Consider the following 19,935-nt stretch of genomic DNA (forward strand, 5'->3'; position numbering starts at 1 on the left):
GTCTGGCCCCTGCGACGGAGAGTCTTTGCGGGATTCGGGCGAAAACCGGATGTTCCCACCTTGCTAGCGTTCTGCATACACGTGACCTGACAAAACTCGTACTTCACCCTTCTAGATCAGCGCCGTCAGATCTACCCCACGGTCTAATGTCGCAATGGCCGGGGTCAGCGCTCTTACCGTCTGGGCATAGGCCGACGGGATGATCCCATCGAGGCTGCGCACCGCAAGAAACAGCTTTAACTCCGTCCCCAGGCGTTCGAGGGCGCGGATCAGCGGCAGACTCGGGAACCGCCCGTAGAACGGCACCGCCAGTTGGTCAAAAGTATAACCCAGCAGATCCTCCTCAGAAAGGAGCAATGTTCCGGGGCCGGTGCGTAGCTTTTCTAGGTCGTGGCCGAACAGCTTTCGGACCGGGGTCGACCATAGTTTGCTACGCCACCCCTCCGGGCGCATGTGCCGGCGCAGCACCGCCCGGACATCGGCGACCCGCAAATAGTCGATGCCGTTTTCCAGCAGCGCCGGGCGACATAGGGCCAACGTATCCTGAAAATGTGTGGAGGCGGTTTTGTGCGCCTCGATATGTACACGCCACTGACGTACTGGAACAACCCCCGCAAGGATAGCAAATCGGGCGAGATGTTAACCAGTGGCTTTATCGTCTGGAATTCCGTTGCGGAATCAGATATCTGCTTGTCCAAGACCGCCGGGGCCCTGTATCCCGAACTTGGTAAGGGTTTCCGGGCCGGCCCGTGTAGCGCCCGGCTTTATAGCGAGGGTAGTGTCATGACGGGTTCACCGCGTCGCGTTGTTTATACGTGTCTCACCAACGGCTATGACCGGCTCATTCCGCCCGTCGAGCCCGTGCCGGGGGTCGATTACATCCTGTTCACCGATCGTCCGGAAGACGATCGGGTGGAAGGTTGGACAACTAGGCTGATTGAGACGCCCGAGGGCCTCTCGCCTACGCTATGCGCCCGCCGTTACAAAGCGCTGCCACACAAGGTGGTACCCGAGTATGACGAAGCGATTTGGGTCGATTCCAACATCGCCATAACCAGTTCTCTGGCACCATTTTTCGACGATGTGTTTGGCTCTGCCGAAAACATGATCGTCTACACCCATCCGGATCGGGACACGATTGCCACCGAGGCCGAGGTCATCCTTCAATCCGGCCGGGCAAAGGCACTAGACAAGGTCGAGGGCGAAGTTGCCGGCTACTTCGCAGACGGGTTCCCCGATGATCAGGGGCTGATCCATACCGCCATTCTCATGCGCCGCCACATGGAACCCGAGGTTATCGCCGCGATGGAACTGTGGTGGGAGCTTTTGGCCAAGGGAAGCACCCGTGACCAGTTGTCGTTGCCCTACGTATTGTGGAAACAGAAACTTCCCGTGCGGGTTCTGTCGCCGGACTTCACTTTGGGCAGCCCCTATTTCCTGCGCTATCCGCACTGGCAAACCTCGGGCCGCCGGGGCCGCGCGCTGGTCTGGGCGGCGCAGCGCAAGGCGCGCGGTCTACCCTGGCGATGGCTGCACGATCTGATCATCAGCAGTTACGGTCGCCGGTCGCCGCATTTCTGATCCTTCCGGTCCCGCGGCCGGCGTCGCGGTGTAAGCCGCGCCCGTCATCGGCCGCGCACCCCTCCAGCCAGACGGCGCTGGCCAACACCTGCCGCACCACCCCGGTCTGGCCGCGCACCCCCATCCGCGCGAAGAGTTGCTTCGAGGCGCTGCGCGCGGTCTCGACGGTCCAGCCCAGTTCCGCGGCCGCCTCGGACAGGCTCAGCCCGTCGCAAAGCCGCGCTGCCAGCCTCGCCTCGCTGCGGCTGATCCCGAAGGCGGCGGACAGGCGCTCGGGCGCCTGCGCTCGGGCCGAGAGGCCATGACGCAGGCGGCCCACCAGCAATGGATCCCCGGTCGGATGCCGGGGTTCCAGCAGAAGCTGCACCAACGGATCGGGCGACAGAACAATCCACTGCGCCGCCGCGCCTGGCCGAGCCAGGGCCACCAGTGCCCGTCGCAGCGCCTGGGCCGCGGGCGCGGGCAGCGACAACCATCCATCGGCGCTCAACCCGATTCCCGCGACCGTCTGCAGCCGGGCCACCAGCCCATCGGCCACCTCCAGTACCTGGCCCGAGGCCGAGAACAGGATCCAGCCAGCCCCGAGGTCGCCGCAGATCTGCCGATCGAGCGCGGCCTGCGCCCGGTCGCGGCACAATTGCCGCCAGCCGTTCAGGGCAGGTCCGAAATAGGGAGTGAGATTGGACAGCTGCCGCCCGTCGATCGCGTGGAAATCGCTGCCGCTGCGCCGCAACGCAATGAGCACCCGTCCCGCGCCTTCGATCCGCAAAAGCAGGGCGCGCCGGGGCTGCGCCGCCGACCCGGCGCCCGCATCGGCGCCCGGCAGGTCGATTTGCGAATAGACTCGACCGCTGCGCATCCGCTCGACCACGTCCTCGCCCAGCCCCCCCCAAGGCACTCCGCTCTGCCAGACGTGGCGCCGGCTGCCCGACCAGGACAGCTGCATCAGCGCGGTCTCGGCCCGAGTGATCTGCGCCAACAGAGCCAGAAAGCCGTCCCAAGAACCGGACCCCGGACCGGAGCCCGCCCCCCCCATGGCCGCCGCAAACAGCGCCGCGACGATCTCTTCTTCCTGCGACATGGATTCTCCAAGGGTTACCCCCCCCCATATGGGGGGTTATTCGTGGCGCAGGCAAGGTTAGTTTCCGATCTCAGTGAGTACCAGTCAGCAGAGACGCCCCATGGATAACAAGACCCTTACCCACCTGCAGCGCTTGGAAGCGGAAAGCATCCACATCATGCGCGAGGTCGTCGCCGAGGCCGAGAACCCGGTGATGCTCTACAGCGTCGGCAAGGACAGCGCCGTCATGCTGCACTTGGCGAAGAAAGCCTTCTATCCCTCGCCGCCGCCGTTCCCGCTCCTGCATGTGGACACCACATGGAAGTTCCAAGAGATGTATAAGCTGCGCGACAAGGCGGCCAAGGATGCCGGCATGGAGCTCTTGGTCTACCAGAACCCCGAGGCCCAGGAGCGCGGCATCAACCCGTTCGATCACGGCGGGCTGCATACCGACATGTGGAAAACCGAAGGCCTGAAGCAGGCACTCGACAAATATGGCTTTGACATGGCCTTCGGCGGCGCCCGCCGCGACGAAGAGAAGGCCCGCGCCAAGGAACGGGTGTTCTCTTTCCGCTCCGCCAACCACCGCTGGGATCCCAAGAACCAGCGCCCGGAACTGTGGCGAATCTATAATGCCCGCAAGGCCAAGGGCGAGAGCGTCCGGGTGTTCCCGATCTCCAACTGGACCGAGCTGGACATCTGGCAGTACATCCATCTGGAAGGCATTGAGATCGTGCCGCTCTACTTCTCGGCCCCGCGTCCGACGGTGGTGCGCGACGGGCTGACCCTGATGGTCGATGACGATCGCTTCCCGCTGAACGGCGAAGAGCCGGTGATGCGCTCGATCCGCTTCCGCACGCTGGGCTGCTATCCGCTGACCGGCGCGGTGGAGAGCGAGGCCAAGACCCTGCCCGAGGTGATTCAGGAAATGCTGCTGACCACCACCTCCGAACGTCAGGGCCGCGCCATCGACCACGATCAGGCTGCCTCGATGGAGAAGAAGAAGCAGGAAGGCTATTTCTGAGCGCCACCGCGCCGGACACCTTCTTTCCCCCTTTTCAATCAGGTATCCAGTTCATGAACACCCAAGACTCCATCTACAAAACCGATGCTCTGATCGCAGAGAACATCGAAGAGTATCTCGAGGCACATCAGCACAAGACCATGCTGCGCTTCATCACTTGCGGCTCGGTCGATGACGGCAAGTCGACGCTGATCGGCCGACTGCTCTACGATTCCAAGATGATCTTCGAGGATCAGCTCGCCACACTTGAGGCCGACAGCAAGCGCTCGGGCACCCAAGGCGAAGAGATCGATTTCGCGCTGCTGGTCGACGGACTGGCCGCCGAGCGCGAACAGGGCATCACCATCGACGTCGCCTATCGCTTCTTCACCACCGAGAAGCGCAAGTTCATCGTCGCCGACACCCCCGGCCACGAGCAGTACACCCGCAATATGGTGACCGGCGCCTCCACCGCCGATCTGGCGGTGATCCTGATCGACGCGCGCAAGGGCATCCTGACCCAGACCCGACGCCACAGCTATCTGGTCAAGCTGCTGGGAATCCGCCACGTGGTGCTGGCGGTCAACAAGATGGACCTGGTGGAGTACAGCCAAGAGGTGTTCGACAAGATCGTCGCCGACTACACGGCTTTCGCCGCCGAAATCGGCATCGAGACATTCACCCCGATCCCGATTTCGGGCTTTAAGGGCGACAACATCACTGGCCCGAGCGAAAATACCCCCTGGTACGACGGTGCCTCACTCTTGCCGCACCTAGAGGCCGTCGAGGTCGAGGACAGCCGCGAGCAGGCCGGCCCGTTCCGCATGCAGGTGCAATGGGTGAACCGCCCCAACCTGGATTTCCGCGGCTTCGCCGGGCTCATCGCTTCGGGCCAGATCCGTCCCGGCGACGAGGTGCGGGTGCTGCCCTCGGGCAAGACCTCGTCCGTGGCGCGCATCGTCGCGCTGGACGGCGACCGGGACATGGCCGTCGCTGGCGAGTCGATCACCCTGACACTGGCCGACGAGATCGACTGCTCGCGCGGGCAGGTGATCGTCGCATCGCAGTCGCCGCTGGAGGTGGCCGACCAGTTCGAAAGCACAATCGTCTGGATGGACGAGCACGATCTGGTGCCGGGCCGCGCTTACTGGCTGAAGATCGGGACCCAGACCGTGTCGGCAACCGTGCAGGAGCCGAAATACGAGGTCAACGTCAACACCCAAGATCATCTGGCCTCGAAGACGCTCGACCTCAACGCCATCGGCGTCGCCAACATCACCCTCGACCGCGAGATCCCCTTCGCGCCTTATGACGAGAGCCGCGACTTGGGTGGCTTCATCCTAATCGACAAGATCAGCAACCAGACGATCGCCGCCGGGATGATCAACTTCTCCTTGCGCCGGGCCCAGAACATCCACTGGCAGGCCACCGATATCGGCCGCGAGCACCATGCGTCAATGAAGCACCAGACACCCAGCGTGTTGTGGCTGACCGGCTTGTCGGGGTCGGGCAAGTCGACCATCGCCAATATCATCGAGAAGAAGCTGGCGCGGATGAACCGCCACACCTTCCTGCTGGACGGCGACAACGTGCGTCACGGGCTGAACAAGGATCTGGGCTTTACCGAAGCCGACCGCATCGAGAACATCCGCCGCGTCGGCGAGGTTGCCAGGCTGATGACCGATGCCGGGCTGATCGTGATCACCGCCTTCATTTCGCCGTTCCGCTCGGAACGCGACATGGTGCGGTCGATGATGCAGCCGGGCGAATTCATCGAAGTCTTCGTCGACACGCCGCTGGAAGTGGCCGAGGGCCGGGACGTGAAGGGCCTCTATGCCAAGGCGCGTGCCGGGCAACTGAAGAACTTCACCGGAATCGACAGCCCCTACGAGCACCCCGAGGCGCCGGAGCTCCGCATCGACACCACCGAGATGACCCCGGAAGAGGCGGCCGACCTGATCATCGCGCGGCTGATCCCGTAAAAGGCAGCGCACGATCAACAGTCTGAGGTCTGGCGCACAGCCAGACTCACTCCATGGGTATCAGGCGCATCTGAGGCCCATGGACCTGCCGTGTCGCTCCCGCAACGGGCTATCGCGCAAGGGTGGTATTTCCCACGCCCGAAACCTATCCGGTTCACATCAACCCGGAACCGGCTCAGGCGGCCAGTTGTCATTCAAGGTCAGGATTTCGGACGCGGCCTAAAAGGACAGATCGATCAGCATGTATTCGAGCAGCCCGCCAAAGGCCGTTGCCCCATATTGTCCACCGATCACCATAGCCGACGCGATGCCGGGAGCCATCTCATCCGTGATCGGCGCCTCGCCAAGCACCGTATCATCAACCACGATCTGCACCATGTTGCCAGCGTCGAAACGGATGGACGCGTCATGGCTCAGACCATCATCGATGTTGGCGCCATCGGAGATCAGCCGATGCCAGCTTCCATCGGCGGTCTTCAAGCGGAACTCGATCTCGCCAGAGTTGGTGACGTTGACATAAAAGGCACGGTCGAGCCGCATGATCTCGCCACCGATTGCGCCGGTCTCGTCGGGATCGGCGCTCAACACCAGATCGATGCGGAACTCGTCGGCCTCAATCATCGACTGGATCACAGTTCGCGGGATCCCGATCAGCTCGTCAAGATCGCGCAGGTCAATCGCACCGGGATCAAGATCGACCACCACGACCCTTTCGCCATAAGCCGTGCGGTAGAAATCACCGCTCTGGCTGTCAAAATCCATGACACTGCTGCCGGCGACACCCACCGTGCGCTCGACCACATCGACGGACCCGTCTCTGCCGATGACAGTCATGGTGGCCGTGTGATAGCCCGCCTTTCCAAAGCTGTGCTCAACGACCATACCCTCGGCTCGGGAGCCGTCGTCAAAGCTCCAGAAGAAACTGTAGTCATCGGCAGGGGACCAGACGATCTCGCGCGCCATTAGCAATGCATCCCCTCCCGTCTGGGACTCGGGGTCAAGCGTCACCACGAGATCCTGCAGAAGTCCCGCAAAAGGGCGCGCACCATACTGGCCACCAATGGCCATGCGGTCGGAGACGCCAGGCGACATACCTACCTCGATTTCCGTGCTGGCTAGAACCACACCATCGACGATGACCTGGATGTTCTCGCCCGCATCATAAAGGAGCGAGACCTCGTGCATCTCCCTGTCGGACAGATTGGCCCCAGTGGTCTTCAGCCGGTGCCAGTCCCCGTCGGTGGTCTTCAGACGAAAGTAGATTTCCCCTTTCTCGGTCACGTTCATCTGGAACGCGCGATCGAGCCTCATCACCTCGCCAGCGATCGCCCCTTCCGCCGTGGGGTCGAGGCCCAGCGTCATGTCAAGCCGGAACGATCCGGCCTCCAGCAGCGGACTTAGCCCAGTACGCAGGATCCCTATCGGCGCCTCGAGTCCGCGCAGATCGAGTGCGCCCGGCTCCAGATCCGCGACGACCAGCTCGCCATCCGCCGCGCTCAGCACCAGATCGCCGGTCGCCGGATCAAACCGCAGAAACGCATTCGGCGCGGTTTCCGCCGAGTTCTGGCCGGAGATGTCCTCGGGCAGGTGGCTCATGCTGGCATCGAACACGAACTGATCGGGGACGTCGGTCGCGCTCACCAGAATGCGCGCGGTCAGATCGCTGGCCGCGAACACCCCTTTTCCATAGAGATACTCAGACCCCGCACCGGCGGCGTAGATCGGACTGTCCGGTCGCAGCAGGAACTTCTCGGGGTGCCCGCCCAACTGCCCCGTCGCGTTAACGAAATGCTCGGTGTAATGGTCCGGCGCATGCGGCTCGGTGTTCTGGAGCACGAAATTGTTGCCGGTGGCCCAGCTCTCCGGCAAATTGAGGATCGCGGCGGTGCCGGCGATGTTGCCGGTGACCACGGCATTGGTGCTGCCTGTGTCTATCCGTATCGCCGGGACGTTCGAGTCTTCCACATTGTCGAAGGCATGGAGAATCGTGTTGTTGCGCAGCACGAGCCCCTCGGTCGATCCGACAAAAATGCCGTTGCCACGGTCGCTTATGTATGTGTTGTCTTCGATGGTAATGTTCCGGTACGGAACGTCGTCTCGGTTGGGCAGGAAGATTCCCTGCGCACCGGTACCGCTGCCCTGATCCATCAGATTGCCCCGGAAGGTCAGATTCGCGCTGCTCGCACCGCCGCCGTTAATCTGAAAGAAATCCGGATGGTCACCGCTGCCCGCCGCCGCGCCGTCAGGCAGCGGGTAACCGGCGGTATCATGCAGGTGATTATTTTCGAACAAGGCATTCGTAAGGGCACTGAACTCGAAAGCATCCTCGCGCATGTGGTGGTTCTCGTTGCCCGCGACCACGAGGTCCCGAATTCCGCTGAGCTGAACATTGTCCTTGAACCCGCGCACCTCGTTGCCGAGAATCCGGATGTCTTCGCAGGATTCGAACCGCAGGCCGGTGGCAGTGCCATGGCCATCCTTCTCGTCGCCACGACCATAGGCCGTGTCTCCGTCGACCAGAGAGTTCTGCAGAGTAATATCTTGGCAGTTGGCGAAGCGGAACGGGCGATGCCACTGGGCATCGCCCTCGGTATAGGTGTAGTCGAACACCACCCCGTCAAAGGTAACGCCAGACACGTGTTGGAACTCCACCCTGTCAAACACCGCCGGATCAGCGAGGTCGGATAGCAATGTGACCCGCGTGTCGAACTTCGACAGATTAAGTCGCCCATAGTCGCCGCCGGCGAGACGGATCACGTCGCCGTCCTGTGCGCCAGCCAGCGCAGCGGCCAGGCTGGCGGCATCCGTAACGGTGATCCCATCCGGCGTGGGCCTCGCGCCCAGCCCGGCCGTGTCAGAACCGAGGCTCATGACGCTGTTTGCGCCGACCGAAGTTGCAACCACGACCATGTCCGGCGACCCCGCCGGTATCGCAAGGTCGAAGAGATTGAGCATTCTGACATCGATCTCGGAAGATTCAGAAACGGTCGCTGGCGCCTGAACCGCCAACTCCGAGACCCCCGCTGCCGGCAGCACCGGATGCCCGGCAACCCCCAGCAGGAGGAGCGCAGTCGGAAACACGATGTCACCTGCCTCAATCATGTCTTCTCCTGTGAAATAGGGCACAACAGGCGTGACCGGCCCTGCGAACAGTTTCTCGAATTCAGCTATAATCTCGGACATCCAAGAGTTCCTTGGCACTAGGCGATCCGGATTCTAGGATCGGTTCAACCAGCGCCCCCACGGCTATGTCCCATACACTCTGAGACCTTAATCCCGCATAATTTGGGAAATTTTCTCAGAGAGTTAGTAAAGAGAAGTTAGCCATAAACTGGGCCATTGTCCAATGGCGCAGTTCGGTCCCGGCGGCGGCCTTAACGGCCGACGAAGGTTCCCTCAAAGCCCGCGGCTTCCAGTTCCTGCGGCGTGTAGACGTTGCGCAGGTCGGCGAATTTCCGCGTCACCATGAGGCTGCCCAGACGCTCCAGATCGAGCGCGCGGAACTCGTTCCACTCGGTCAGGAGCAGCACCACATCAGCGCCCTCGGCAGCGGTATAGGCGCTGTCGTGCCAGGCAACGCCAGGCAGCAGCGCTTCTCCTTCACGGCGCCCCTGCGGATCGACGACGCGCACATCGGCACCACCGCCGACCAGCGCGGGCACGATGGTCAATGCCGGGCTGTCGCGCATGTCGTCCGTGTTGGGCTTGAAGGTCACACCCAGCACAGCGACTGTCTTGCCGTTGACAGAGCCCCCTGCCAAGTCGACCACCTTGTCGGTCATTCGCCGTTTCACCGCGTCGTTCACCGCCATCACGGTCTCGACGATCCTCATCGGGCTGGCATTGTCTTGGCCGATCCGAGCCAAGGCCGAGGTATCCTTGGGAAAGCACGATCCGCCGTATCCGGGCCCCGCATGCAGGAACTTCGGCCCGATCCGACCGTCGCTGCCCATGCCACTGGCCACGGCCTGTACGTCCGCTCCAACCTTCTCGCAGAGCGCGGCGATCTCGTTGATGAAGGTGATCTTGGTGGCAAGAAACGCATTCGCCGCGTATTTGATCATTTCCGCGCTTTCCAGCCCGGTATACATCACTGGCGCATTGCGCAGGGACAGCGGCCGGTAGACCTCAGCCATCACCGCTTTCGCGCGAGCGCTTTCGACGCCGACCACCACCCGGTCCGGACGCATGAAATCTTCGATAGCCGCCCCTTCACGCAAGAATTCAGGGTTCGAAGCCACGTCAAATTCGGCAGCTGGGTTGGTTTCAGAGATGATGCGCGCAATTTCCCGGTTGGTACCGACAGGCACGGTCGATTTGGTAACAATCACTGTGTAGTGGTCGAGATTCTGCGCGATCTCCTTGGCGGCGGCATAGACATAGCTCAGATCCGCATGGCCGTCGCCCCGCCGGGTGGGTGTGCCCACGCCGATAAACACCGCCTCGGCCCCCTTAAGCGCCTCGGCCAGGTCGAGGGTGAAGTTCAGCCGACCTGCGGTGATGTTCTTGGCCACCAACTCGTCGAGGCCCGGTTCGTAGATCGGGATCTCACCACCCTTAAGTTTCGAGATCTTGTCCTCGGATTTGTCAACGCAGATGACGTCATGACCGAAGTCGGAAAAACACACACCAGAGACCAGCCCAACATAGCCTGTCCCAATCATCGCAATCTTCATGCCATACTCACTTCGTTCTGTCCGACCATACGCAACATCCAGAGGCTCACGTGGCGTGGTGGAACTATTACCTGTCTATCTCACCTTATCTATCTCGCCTTAAATTGTCGTCCTGTCGACCGGACATTCTGACCTTACCCCAACCTCAGGCGTCAAGTCTCGCTTGAGGTCTCATCCTTTCGGCCAGAAACACAGCAGCGCGGTCATACCTCAGGGCGCGCGCGGTACCACCCCGGCAGGATCTCCTCGGGTAACGGCAAAAGCCCCTTGGCCTTCGAACGAAAGGCTGCCTAAATGAGCTAAGGGACCGGAACGCAAGCGCGACAAGACCACTATGCCTGCACGAGGGAATGTCCGGGACGAGGCCGGTGCAGAGGGGGTTAAATGGCACGAGTGCTTGTGACAGGTGGCGGCGGCTATATCGGCAGCCATGCCTGCAAGGTTCTGGCAGCGGCAGGATACGAGCCGGTCACCTTTGACAATTTTGGCACCGGCTGGCGCGATGCGGTCCGGTTTGGTCCGGTGATCGAGGGCGACCTGCGCGACCGCGACGCCATCGAGGCGGCGCTGCGCGAGGTCCGTCCCGAGGCGGTTCTGCATTTCGCCGCGCGGATCGAGGTCGGGGCTTCGGTCAAGGATCCGGCCGGCTACTGGGCCAACAATTTCTCCTCCGCCCAGTCACTGTTCGATGCGATGGTGGCGACAGGAACCGGCAAGCTGGTGTTCTCCTCCACCTGCGCGGTCAATGGCGATCTCGACGGGGTAGAGATCGACGAAACCTCGCCAATCAATCCCGAGTCTCCCTATGGGGCGACCAAGGCCGCAGTGGAGCTGATGCTTCAGGGCTATGTCCGTGCCTACGGGTTGCAGGCGCTGACCTTCCGCTACTTCAACGTCGCCGGGGCGGATCCGGAAGCCGAACTGGGCGAGCAGCATCAGCCTGAGACCCATCTGATCCCGCTGGTGATCCAGGCGATCCGCCGCGACCGGGCGGCGCTGAAGGTGTTTGGCACCGACTACCCAACCCGCGACGGCACCTGCGTGCGTGACTACGTGCATGTGCGGGATCTGGTGGCGGCCCATGTGGCGGCGATCCCCTATCTGGACCGACCTGCCGCGGCGCGGGTGCCGCTGATCTGCCTGGGCACCGGGCGCGGCATGACGGTGAAGGAAATCATCAAGGCCGCCGAGGCGATCACCGGGGCGCCGGTGCCCCACGAGATGACCGACCGCCGCCCCGGCGACCCGGCATCTCTGATCTGTGGCTCAGCCCTGGCCAGACAGGAACTGAACTGGGAACCGGTGCATTCCACACCCGAACAGATGATCGGTGATGCGTGGCGCTGGCACCAGCGTCCCGGCTACACCTGCTGACTGTTTCGCGCAGCTCTGTTGCGCAAATCCTGCTTGGGATTCACCACGTGAATCCAATATGGTAGCTGATGCGCATGAGCATATCCGCAAAGACGACCTACAAGACGACGAACTGGCATGACTACAACCTCGCGCTGAAACAGCGTGGTTCTCTAACTGTCTGGTTCGATCCTGCAATGGTTTGGGAGGCGGCTCCGACCGGCAAACGTGGCCGCCAACCGACCTATAGCGATGGCGCGATACAAGCCTGCCTCACGCTCAAAGTCCTCTTTGGTATGGCGCTTCGGCAGACGACAGGGTTCGTCGCCAGCCTGCTGAAGCTCGCCGGGCTCGACTGGTCTGTGCCCGATTTCAGCACTCTAAGCCGCCGACAAAAGACCCTGGCAGTGAACATTCCCTATCGGAGTTCGAAGGGAGCGCTGCACCTGCTCGTCGATAGCACTGGCATCAAGGTCGAAGGTGAAGGCGAATGGCATAGGCGCAAGCACGGTGGCTCGAAACGGCGGGTTTGGCAGAAAATTCACCTCGGCATCGATGAAGAAACACTGGAAATCCGAGCTGTCGAAGTGACCACGGCAATGTCGGCGATGCACCCATGCTGCCCGATCTTCTGGGCCAGATCGACCCGCACCAAGAGATTGCCACCGTCACTGCCGACGGGGCCTATGACACACGCAAATGCCACAATGCCATCGCTGATCGCGGCGCAGCCGCCATCATACCGCCTCGCCGTAATGCTGTGCCCTGGAAGCCGACAACCGCCGGAGCAAGGGCCCGCAATGAAGCGCTCCGGGCGTCCAAATATCTCGGTCGATCGCTTTGGCGGCTGTGGACCAAATACCACCGACGAAGTCGCGCAGAGACAAAGATGAACTGTGTGAAGGGGCTCGGTCAGTGCCTCATGGCCCGCGATTTTGACCGCCAGGTAGCCGAGGTTCAGATCCGAGCGGCCGTGCTGAACCGGTTCACCGCCCTCGGAATACCCGTCACGAAAGCCGTGGGATAAGTGTGTCTGGGGAAAGGGGCACTGCGGACCATTTCAGATTTGTGCAACAGCGCCATCTGGCCGTGGCATCTCCTCCGAACCCAAACTGGCCAAATTTTTCAAAATCGCAGGTGGCACCAATTTCTCTGGAATTAAAGCTTTTGATAGGTCCGCACTGATCGAACCCGGTCAGGAAAAGAGGGTCCACACCGCTGAGAACGAGCGAATTCCTGAACATGGTTTGGTACGAATCGCCCATGGAGACTTCGACGCGGAGGCTGGACAGACCACTGAGCGCTGCGGCAAGCTCTCCGGATATGTCCAGCCGCCCGCCTTTCGAATAGGAATCGTTGTTGGGGTAGAGCGCGCCGACATACGAACTGGCCCAGGCCGTCACGGCGTCGCCATTGCTTTTGGTTCCGCTGAACTTGATGTTGTTGTAGCCGCCGACATCGAGCGTCCCGGTCCCGGTCGTCCTGCTGCGATCCAGCCTTCCGTCCGCATCGTAGGGCGTGAATTCCGCAAAGAGGTCCCAAGAGGACCATGATTGAGATACATCAATTCCATTCAGAGAAAATGCTGCTCCGTCAGGACGGTGGATTTCCAGGGAACTGCCGAGCCCGGCCCAACTGTCATTGAGGGTCGGCGTGTCCCGCACAGCCGATAAGGCATACTCGGCAGTCAGCTCGTCTTCAAAATGGCCTGCGTGCGACCAATCAACCTCGAAGCCAGCTTCCTGCCACGTTCCGTGGTACGCACCATCGTTTTCGCGAACATTGGCAAACGTTCCAGCGCCTTCGTCGAAGGTCACACTGGTCGCCTTTGCCGCCCCCGGAAGCATGGCGACTATCGCTATCCACACTACGCGACTCTCGGTCTGAAGCGTTTTCTGATGGCGTATTTTTTGCCTGTGATCAGGGGCGTTTCGTTTGTGCGAATGCGGCGGCGCAGTTCATCGAAACCAGTCCTGAACCACGACTTTGAACAGTACCCGTGCTTTTTCCGCGCGGGATATTTTGACCCCATGAGCCTGGAAGCTGTGTGACATGCCATGGCGAGAGCGATCGCGGAGACTGCCATCAAAAGGCTCAACCTTTTGGAGAACTTCATCCTCGTATCCTCGAGGTTCAGCCCCTTTGTTTTGCTGTCAGAAAACATGCACTCGATGAACCAGCGCCACCGGTAATATCGCAGGATGCGCGATCCGCGAAGCGGCTCGGAGCAGGCAACGATGAGCAACTCACCTCCTTTGATACGCTTTGCGCCAAAGTGAAGTTCAAGGGCCGGCTGACCTGCCTTGGCTGGCAGGGTTGCAGTAAAGCCGCGCTCCCCCTTGCAGCGTGACAGGTAAGTACGCAGCGGGTATTCGCGCCCCTCAACGACAACGAGTTGGTCTTGCTTCACGCGGATCGCGAATGGAATATTCTTGTCCTTGAGAAATTTGAACCATTCCTGCCCGATGAATTCCCGATCTGCCAACAGCATGCGCACTGTCGATGCGTTGAAGCGCGCCAGGTAGCGGTGCATCAGGGAAATGCGCTGCTGTGTCGTGCTGTTGCCCGAGTGATCCAGAAAGGTCCACATGAGGGGAACGCGGTAGCGCTCGGCAACCACGGCCAGCACAAGGACATTGACGTCGGACTTGCCGATCTTCCAGTTCGTTCGATCGAGACACAGATACCAACGATCTGGATTTCCGATCAGCGCCATTACGATGCCGACACTCCAATCGTCGGGCAGGATCACCTGTTGGAAGAAACGTTGCAGGCGGCGGTAGGTTGACGCAACCTTAGCGCGAGCCGGTCGCTCTGCAGCAATATGGGTCAGGTTGACGGTGCGGGCGCTGATCATCCCAATCACAAGCAGGCAGAGTGTCTCCACGCGTGATTTGCCCAGATGAACATGTGGGGTTAACACCCTCTGTAGATCGACGAGAGCAAAACTGGTCATGGACGAACTCCTTGAGGGGAACGAGTCCGTATTCAGAATCCACCTCGCCGGTCGGCACCAGCCCGAAAATCTGCAATATGCGCCCAGTGTCGTGTAGTCTGATCGCTATCAGAATAGCTTTCATAAATATCTGTTCCTAAAATAAAATGTGCCGTCAAATCCTCGAACAAACTTCGCGTTCGCACAAGCGTCTTGAAATGACGTTGCGCAAGAAAGTTTTCGGCAGGCGTTGGCCTGAAGACCGGGGCCTTGCTCAGGGGCTCTGCCCTTGCATGGGGCGGACCGTTTCGCGCGCGAAACGGTCCGCGGATTAGGTAAAGCATCCGCTTTACCGGCACATTGGCGGCGTCATAGGGGCAAGGGTCTGTCAGGACAGCGGCCGCCGCCGGCCCGGCTCCGACAGCGGCGCCCTGAGCGGCCTATCCCTCGATCATCTCGCGCAGGGCGGCCACACGTTCCGCCAGCAGGGTGCGGTCGCCTCGGGTTTCGACGTTCAGGCGCAGCACCGGTTCAGTGTTGGAACTGCGCAGGTTCAGCCGCCAGTCGGCGAAGGCCAAGCTGAGCCCGTCGAGCCGGTCAGTTCCGGTCGCAGCGCGGCCGTATTCGGCCTCGACGCGGGCTATCGCGGCGCCGGGATCATCGAGGCAGAAATTGATCTCGCCGGAGGATGGGAAAGCGGCCTGCATTTCGGCCACCAGCGCTGAAAGCGGCTGTGTCGCGCGCGAAACATGTTCTGCCACCAGCAGCCAAGGGATCATACCGCTGTCGCAATACATGAAATTGCGGAAGTAGTGATGCGCCGACATCTCACCGCCATAAACAGCGTCGACCTCGCGCATTCGCGCCTTGATCAACGCGTGCCCGGTGCGCGACACAACCGCCTCGCCGCCGGCACCAGCCACCACGTCCAGCGTATTCCACATCACCCGCGGGTCATGGACGATCTTCGCCCCCGGTTCCTTGGCCAGAAAGGCCGCGGCGAGCAGGCCGACAATGTACTCGCCGTCGATGAAGGCACCGGTTTCGTCGAACAGAAAGCAGCGGTCAAAATCGCCGTCCCAAGCGACGCCAAAGTCGGCCCCGGCGGCGCGCACGGCTTCGGCGGTCACCGGCTGGTTCTCGGGCAGCAGCGGGTTCGGAATGCCGTTCGGAAACGCCGGGTCGGGATCATGGTGCAGGCGCACGAACTCCAGCGGCGCGCCGACAGCGGCCAGCCCTGCGGCAATGGCATCGAAGGTCGGACCTGCCGCGCCGTTGCCGGCATTGACCAAGATCTTCAGCGGGCGGAGGGCTGCGACGTCGACGAAGGACAGCACCCGCGCCACATAGTCAGCGCGCGGGTCTTCCTGCCGCAGCGTGCCGCGCACGGCCCCCTCGGGAAACGACTCCGCCGCGGCCATGTCGTGAATCTCGGTCAGGCCATTGTCGCCGGACACCGGGCGGCTGCCGTCGCGCACCAGCTTGACGCCGTTGTAGTCGATCGGGTTGTGGGACGCGGTCACCATCATCCCGCCACCGGCGCCGTAATGCGTGGTGGCGAAATACACCTCCTCGGTGCCGCAAAGGCCGATGTCGATCACGTCGGAGCCGCCATCACGCAGCCCCTCGATCAGCGCCGCTTGCAACTCGGGGCTGCTCTCGCGGGTATCACGGCCGGTGACGGTCAACCCTGGCGTCATCACAGCGGCAAAAGCGCGGCCGATGCGATAGGCGATTCCGGGATCGAGGTTCTTTCCCAACTGGCCGCGGATGTCGTAGCTCTTGAAGCAAGTCAGGCGGGGCGGGGCGGTAGGAACGGCTTGGACAGACATGAGGTACTCCGGGAACGAAAGACAGACTGCTCCTTCCCTATCCGGCAGAGGACGGCAGGCCAAGCATTCGCATCCTAGGTCTTAGGATGGGCGGCTGGTGGCAATGGTGTAGAAAATGATGATGTTAGTCTTGTCGCAGTCTAGTTCCGGTTTCTTTTGATATGAATTCCTGAGGCAAGCAGCCCACAGTAATGCTCCGGCGGCGGCCATCTGACGCGGCCTGCGATCCGATGCTAAGTCCGAACTTACCACCTACCGCCCGAAAATTGAGGTTCTTTCCGCTGCCGATGGTGTTCGCCGTCGGCATTGGCCGGATGAGGACAAGCCCCGGATCGTCGAGGAAAGCTTTATCGGCCATCGCCAAACGGCGGCCACGGCGCGGCGACATGGCATTTGCCGCTCGTTGCGGACACCCTGGTGCCGACAGTATCGTGACGGAGAACTTGGCAATTCCTGTGCAGCATCTTTTTCGCCTGTCGCCGTGGCGAAGGATATCGCGGCCTCCCAGCAGAAATCGATCGATCCCATTGTGCCGACCCGAGACTGTCAGGTCGAGATTGCCCTGCTCAATGGCCGTCGGCTTATCGTGCCGACCCGAGTGGACCCGGAAGCGCTTGCCCGGCTTCTGTCGGTGGTGGACGATCAATGATTGCGTTTCCGGCAGGTGTGAAGGTCTGGATCGCTGGCGGCGTGACTGATATGCGTCGAGGTATGAACACCCTGGCGCTGCAGGTTCAGGAAGGGTTGGGGCGCGATCCGCATGTCAGAGAGATATTTTGCTTCCGGGGCCGCAGGGCGATGTGGTCAAGATCTTATGGCACGATGGCGTGGGTATGTCGCTTTACTTGAAGCGCTTGGAAGCGGGAAAGTTCATCTGGCCAGCAAGCCGATCGGGCGACGCGGTACAGATCTCGGCAGCGCAGTTGGGTTATCTTCTGGAAGGTATCGGGTTCTGTCGCAAATTTATGGATTTTGCGGAGCCCCCCCTTTCCACGGACACAGTGATGCTGCGAGTTCCGCGAATTGCTGAAATACGGTTTTCCCAGCCATCTCGAACTGGCCCTTGTGCAACATGTGGGCGACCTCGATACCTGCCAGCGTTGCAGACGCCGACCGGAATGATTTGAACCCCTTCCTCGGGCGGGTCAGTTTTTCGAGCCCGGCCAGGTTCGCGCCTCTTTTGTTGATCACGACCGTCTCCGGCTAGCCATTGTTACGGATTTTCCTTGCGAAAAAGGCCGTGGCCGCCTCATCACGTCGCTCGGACAGCGCGATACATATACGTCCACACGCCTTTGACCTTGATATAGGTCGCGTCCATGCGCCAAGATTTGCTGGTAGGTGATTTGCGCCGCTGGGCTTCGGCAGCAACCACCCGCGCGAATTTCACGACCCATCGGCTTGGTGTCGCATGGCCACATCCACGCCGCGTTCGGCCATGATGTCTTCTAGATCGCGATAGGACACGGCAAAAAGGATCACGTCTTTTGGATAATGCACGCCTTCGAAATCAATCGCCACGTCCGGGTCCCTATCTGAAATATCAACCGGAGCCGGCTATCACTGGCGGCGCGACAGCTACACCGTCGCAAAAGTTTGCGACAAAGCCTCCGGCAGGCCGGGATGCGGGGCGGCAACGCCATTCACCGAGTGTTCATCTGGAGGGTCTATGATGGCCATATCTCTCGGAACGAGGACGGGATGATCGCTGGTGACCCTGACAGGATGGGCGTTCGAATTTCTGCCACGGCGGGGCGGGACGCGCTGTGCTATGGCATCGCACTGCTGGCCTGTCTGGCGATCGTCCTATTAAACGGAACGCCTCTGTTCTATTTCGATACCGGGTCTTATCTGGCTGTCGGTCAGAAAATGATCGACAGCCTGCTGCGCCTGCTGCCCGGCGAGGCTGCGATCCCCGCGAGCGGAACCGGGGCGGGGGGCGGCGAAACCCTCCCCGTTGAATCGTCGCGATCGCCGGTTTTCTCGTTGATGTCGGGCCTGTTTGCCTCGGTGCATCAGCTTGGCGCGATGACCGTCTTCAACGCGGCTCTGGTGTTGGCTGCGGTCTGGTTGATGGTCCGGGTGGCCGCTCGCCAGATCACCCCGTCGCTGGCCGTGGCCCCCGCCGTTTGCCTGTCATTGCTGGTCGCCTGTCTGGGGTCTCTGCCGTTTTATGTCGCCTTTCTGATGCCGGATATCTATGCGCCGCTGCTGATCCTGACCATCGCCAGCCTGACCGGGTTTGGTCGCCAGATGACCCGATGGGAAATCCTAGCCTGGCTGGCTTTGGGCGTTCTGTCAGTGTCGACCCATACCTCGCATCTTCTGATTGCCATACTGCTGCTGCCGCTGTCCGCCGGGCTTTCGCTGCTGGTGTCGCGCAAGCGGTGGTGGCTGGCACCGCTGCTGGTGGCCTGCATCGTCGTCGCCGGCATCGGCCTGAAATCGGTCTTCAATGTGGCCGTCAAGCAGATGTCCGGGCGGGAAACCTTGGCCATGCCGTTCCTGACAGCCCGGCTGTTTCAGGATGGCGTCACCTATACGTTTCTGGAAACCCATTGTGAGACAGCGGCATTCGCCACCTGCGCCCTCTATCAGGTGCTGGCACAGCCGGGCGACCCGATGCGCCGGACGGCAACCCATATCCTGTTCGAACGGACGCCCGAGCTTGGCTCCTATCGGTTATTGACCCAGCCAGAGCAGGTCGCGATTGCCCAAGAACAATACCGGCTGTTCGCTGCGGTCCTGCGTGCCATGCCCGTGCAGACCAGTTTGGCGTTCCTGAAGAATACCTTGCGTCAGGTTCGGATGAACCGGGTCGACATGACCCTGCCGACGGCCGCTCTTGTCGAGAGGTTCGCAGACGAGGACGGCCTTGCCAAGGGGGCGTTCCGGCTGGGCGGCGTGAGCCGGAATACCGCCTGGCTTGACCCGGTGACGGTCGCGCAGAACCTGCTCTATGGGACCTCCCTGCTTGTACTTCTAGCGCTGCTGGTCTGGCCCGGAAAAATGACCGGCCCGCTCCGCGCGCTTGTGCTCATGGGGTTACTGGGCGTTTTGACCAATGCCTTTGTCTGCGGCGGCGTCTCGCAGCCCGCAACGCGATATGGTGCCAGGGTGATCTGGCTTTTGCCGCTTCTCGCAACGTTCTGCGCGCTTTACGGAAGGCCGCGCGCTGACATGGGAGCCGCGGCAAGCCCAGAACCTTGACACGAGACGCGGCCTCTTCGGGATCAAACCCAGACCGAAGGTCAGGGTAATCTGCGACGCTTGATGTCTGGACCGCCCGGATCAACTTCTCCAGCAACACAATTTTGGCCGGGACCGGCCGTTCCTGCATCAGCGCGGTTCGCCCGGGCGATCATCGTCTGGCCCAGCGGGAGCGCTGTATCCGTCCGGTGTCCCCGCTCTGACGGCGTGATGGAGTGCCTGCTAGATGTCCACCATGGATAGTGGACATCTTGAGGTAAGCGATGGCGGGCAAGAAGGGGCAGAAGAAGCGGGTTTGGTCAG

Annotated in this window: 13 protein-coding genes and 4 pseudogenes; 9 read left to right on the plus strand and 8 right to left on the minus strand. The window is 61.4% G+C overall.

The window, feature by feature from the left end; genetic code table 11:
- Positions 1 to 111: 111 nt before the first annotated feature.
- The gene (locus BV911_RS14430) at positions 112 to 537 is read right to left on the minus strand and encodes a hypothetical protein (RefSeq protein WP_086054331.1); all 426 of its coding nucleotides are present in this window, start codon (positions 535 to 537) and stop codon (positions 112 to 114) included.
- Positions 538 to 783: 246 nt separating this feature from the next.
- Here BV911_RS14430 and BV911_RS14435 point away from each other — a divergent pair, with 246 nt between their 5' ends.
- Positions 784 to 1,581, plus strand: a complete 798-nt coding sequence (locus BV911_RS14435; protein WP_168184092.1) for a glycosyltransferase domain-containing protein — start codon at positions 784 to 786, stop codon at positions 1,579 to 1,581.
- On the opposite strand, the gene BV911_RS14440 is transcribed toward BV911_RS14435, so the two are convergent.
- A complete protein-coding gene (locus BV911_RS14440) occupies positions 1,547 to 2,662 on the minus strand; it encodes a hypothetical protein (RefSeq protein WP_086054333.1) in 1,116 nt (371 codons plus the stop codon). The two genes, BV911_RS14435 and BV911_RS14440, sit on opposite strands and share 35 nt — an antisense overlap.
- Before the next feature lie 73 nt (positions 2,663 to 2,735).
- Between BV911_RS14440 and cysD the strand changes: the two genes are divergently transcribed.
- Positions 2,736 to 3,665, plus strand: coding sequence for a sulfate adenylyltransferase subunit CysD (cysD, locus tag BV911_RS14445; RefSeq protein WP_256388263.1), 930 nt, complete (start codon positions 2,736 to 2,738; stop codon positions 3,663 to 3,665).
- Positions 3,666 to 3,718: 53 nt separating this feature from the next.
- On the plus strand, positions 3,719 to 5,626 hold the full coding sequence (gene cysN, locus BV911_RS14450; protein WP_086054335.1) for a sulfate adenylyltransferase subunit CysN: 1,908 nt from the start codon (positions 3,719 to 3,721) through the stop codon (positions 5,624 to 5,626).
- A 219-nt stretch (positions 5,627 to 5,845) separates the two neighbouring features.
- On the opposite strand, the gene BV911_RS14455 is transcribed toward cysN, so the two are convergent.
- Both BV911_RS14455 and BV911_RS14460 read right to left on the minus strand, forming a co-directional pair.
- The gene (locus tag BV911_RS14455; RefSeq protein WP_086054336.1) at positions 5,846 to 8,809 is read right to left on the minus strand and encodes a LamG-like jellyroll fold domain-containing protein; all 2,964 of its coding nucleotides are present in this window, start codon (positions 8,807 to 8,809) and stop codon (positions 5,846 to 5,848) included.
- Between the two features lie 191 nt (positions 8,810 to 9,000).
- Complete coding sequence (locus BV911_RS14460) at positions 9,001 to 10,302, minus strand: UDP-glucose/GDP-mannose dehydrogenase family protein (protein WP_086054337.1); 1,302 nt, start codon at positions 10,300 to 10,302, stop codon at positions 9,001 to 9,003.
- 384 nt (positions 10,303 to 10,686) lie between these two features.
- Here BV911_RS14460 and galE point away from each other — a divergent pair, with 384 nt between their 5' ends.
- Both galE and BV911_RS14470 read left to right on the plus strand, forming a co-directional pair.
- Complete coding sequence (gene galE, locus BV911_RS14465) at positions 10,687 to 11,676, plus strand: UDP-glucose 4-epimerase GalE (RefSeq protein WP_086054338.1); 990 nt, start codon at positions 10,687 to 10,689, stop codon at positions 11,674 to 11,676.
- A gap of 74 nt (positions 11,677 to 11,750) precedes the next feature.
- A pseudogene (locus BV911_RS14470) lies at positions 11,751 to 12,682 on the plus strand (IS5 family transposase).
- Here BV911_RS14470 and BV911_RS14475 read toward each other — a convergent pair.
- The 3 genes from BV911_RS14475 to BV911_RS14485 form a co-directional block, all read right to left on the minus strand.
- Positions 12,663 to 13,472, minus strand: coding sequence for a hypothetical protein (locus BV911_RS14475; protein ID WP_139840100.1), 810 nt, complete (start codon positions 13,470 to 13,472; stop codon positions 12,663 to 12,665). The pseudogene BV911_RS14470 and the gene BV911_RS14475 overlap by 20 nt on opposite strands.
- A gap of 50 nt (positions 13,473 to 13,522) precedes the next feature.
- Complete coding sequence (locus BV911_RS14480; RefSeq protein ID WP_240512261.1) at positions 13,523 to 14,611, minus strand: IS4 family transposase; 1,089 nt, start codon at positions 14,609 to 14,611, stop codon at positions 13,523 to 13,525.
- Positions 14,612 to 15,030: 419 nt separating this feature from the next.
- Positions 15,031 to 16,422: a phosphomannomutase gene (locus BV911_RS14485; RefSeq protein ID WP_086054340.1), complete on the minus strand. Its 1,392-nt coding sequence runs from the start codon at positions 16,420 to 16,422 to the stop codon at positions 15,031 to 15,033.
- A 349-nt stretch (positions 16,423 to 16,771) separates the two neighbouring features.
- Between BV911_RS14485 and BV911_RS20400 the strand changes: the two are divergent.
- From BV911_RS20400 to tnpB, 3 genes and pseudogenes are all read left to right on the plus strand, one after another.
- Positions 16,772 to 16,816: pseudogene (locus BV911_RS20400) on the plus strand (hypothetical protein); the annotation flags it as partial.
- An 87-nt stretch (positions 16,817 to 16,903) separates the two neighbouring features.
- A complete protein-coding gene (locus tag BV911_RS20030) occupies positions 16,904 to 17,071 on the plus strand; it encodes a hypothetical protein (protein WP_240512262.1) in 168 nt (55 codons plus the stop codon).
- Positions 17,068 to 17,360, plus strand: a pseudogene (gene tnpB, locus BV911_RS14495) (IS66 family insertion sequence element accessory protein TnpB); the annotation flags it as partial. The gene BV911_RS20030 and the pseudogene tnpB, both read left to right, overlap by 4 nt.
- A 25-nt stretch (positions 17,361 to 17,385) precedes the next feature.
- Here the strand turns inward: tnpB and BV911_RS14500 are convergent.
- A pseudogene (locus BV911_RS14500) lies at positions 17,386 to 17,943 on the minus strand (transposase).
- Positions 17,944 to 18,045: 102 nt separating this feature from the next.
- Here BV911_RS14500 and BV911_RS14505 point away from each other — a divergent pair.
- On the plus strand, positions 18,046 to 19,632 hold the full coding sequence (locus tag BV911_RS14505; RefSeq protein ID WP_086054342.1) for a hypothetical protein: 1,587 nt from the start codon (positions 18,046 to 18,048) through the stop codon (positions 19,630 to 19,632).
- The last annotated feature ends 303 nt before the right edge of the window (positions 19,633 to 19,935 follow it).

The organism is Pseudoruegeria sp. SK021 (genome assembly GCF_002119405.1).
In the GTDB taxonomy this organism is placed as follows: domain Bacteria; phylum Pseudomonadota; class Alphaproteobacteria; order Rhodobacterales; family Rhodobacteraceae; genus Meridianimarinicoccus.

Coding starts and splice junctions, on each gene's coding strand:
- BV911_RS14435 (WP_168184092.1), top strand. CDS start 784: ATGACGGGTTCACCGCGTCGCGTTGTTTATACGTGTCTCACCAACGGC.
- BV911_RS14440 (WP_086054333.1), bottom strand. CDS start 2,662: ATGTCGCAGGAAGAAGAGATCGTCGCGGCGCTGTTTGCGGCGGCCATG.
- cysN (WP_086054335.1), top strand. CDS start 3,719: ATGAACACCCAAGACTCCATCTACAAAACCGATGCTCTGATCGCAGAG.
- BV911_RS14455 (WP_086054336.1), bottom strand. CDS start 8,809: ATGTCCGAGATTATAGCTGAATTCGAGAAACTGTTCGCAGGGCCGGTC.
- BV911_RS14460 (WP_086054337.1), bottom strand. CDS start 10,302: ATGAAGATTGCGATGATTGGGACAGGCTATGTTGGGCTGGTCTCTGGT.
- galE (WP_086054338.1), top strand. CDS start 10,687: ATGGCACGAGTGCTTGTGACAGGTGGCGGCGGCTATATCGGCAGCCAT.
- BV911_RS14480 (WP_240512261.1), bottom strand. CDS start 14,611: ATGACCAGTTTTGCTCTCGTCGATCTACAGAGGGTGTTAACCCCACAT.
- BV911_RS14485 (WP_086054340.1), bottom strand. CDS start 16,422: ATGTCTGTCCAAGCCGTTCCTACCGCCCCGCCCCGCCTGACTTGCTTC.
- BV911_RS14505 (WP_086054342.1), top strand. CDS start 18,046: ATGCGGGGCGGCAACGCCATTCACCGAGTGTTCATCTGGAGGGTCTAT.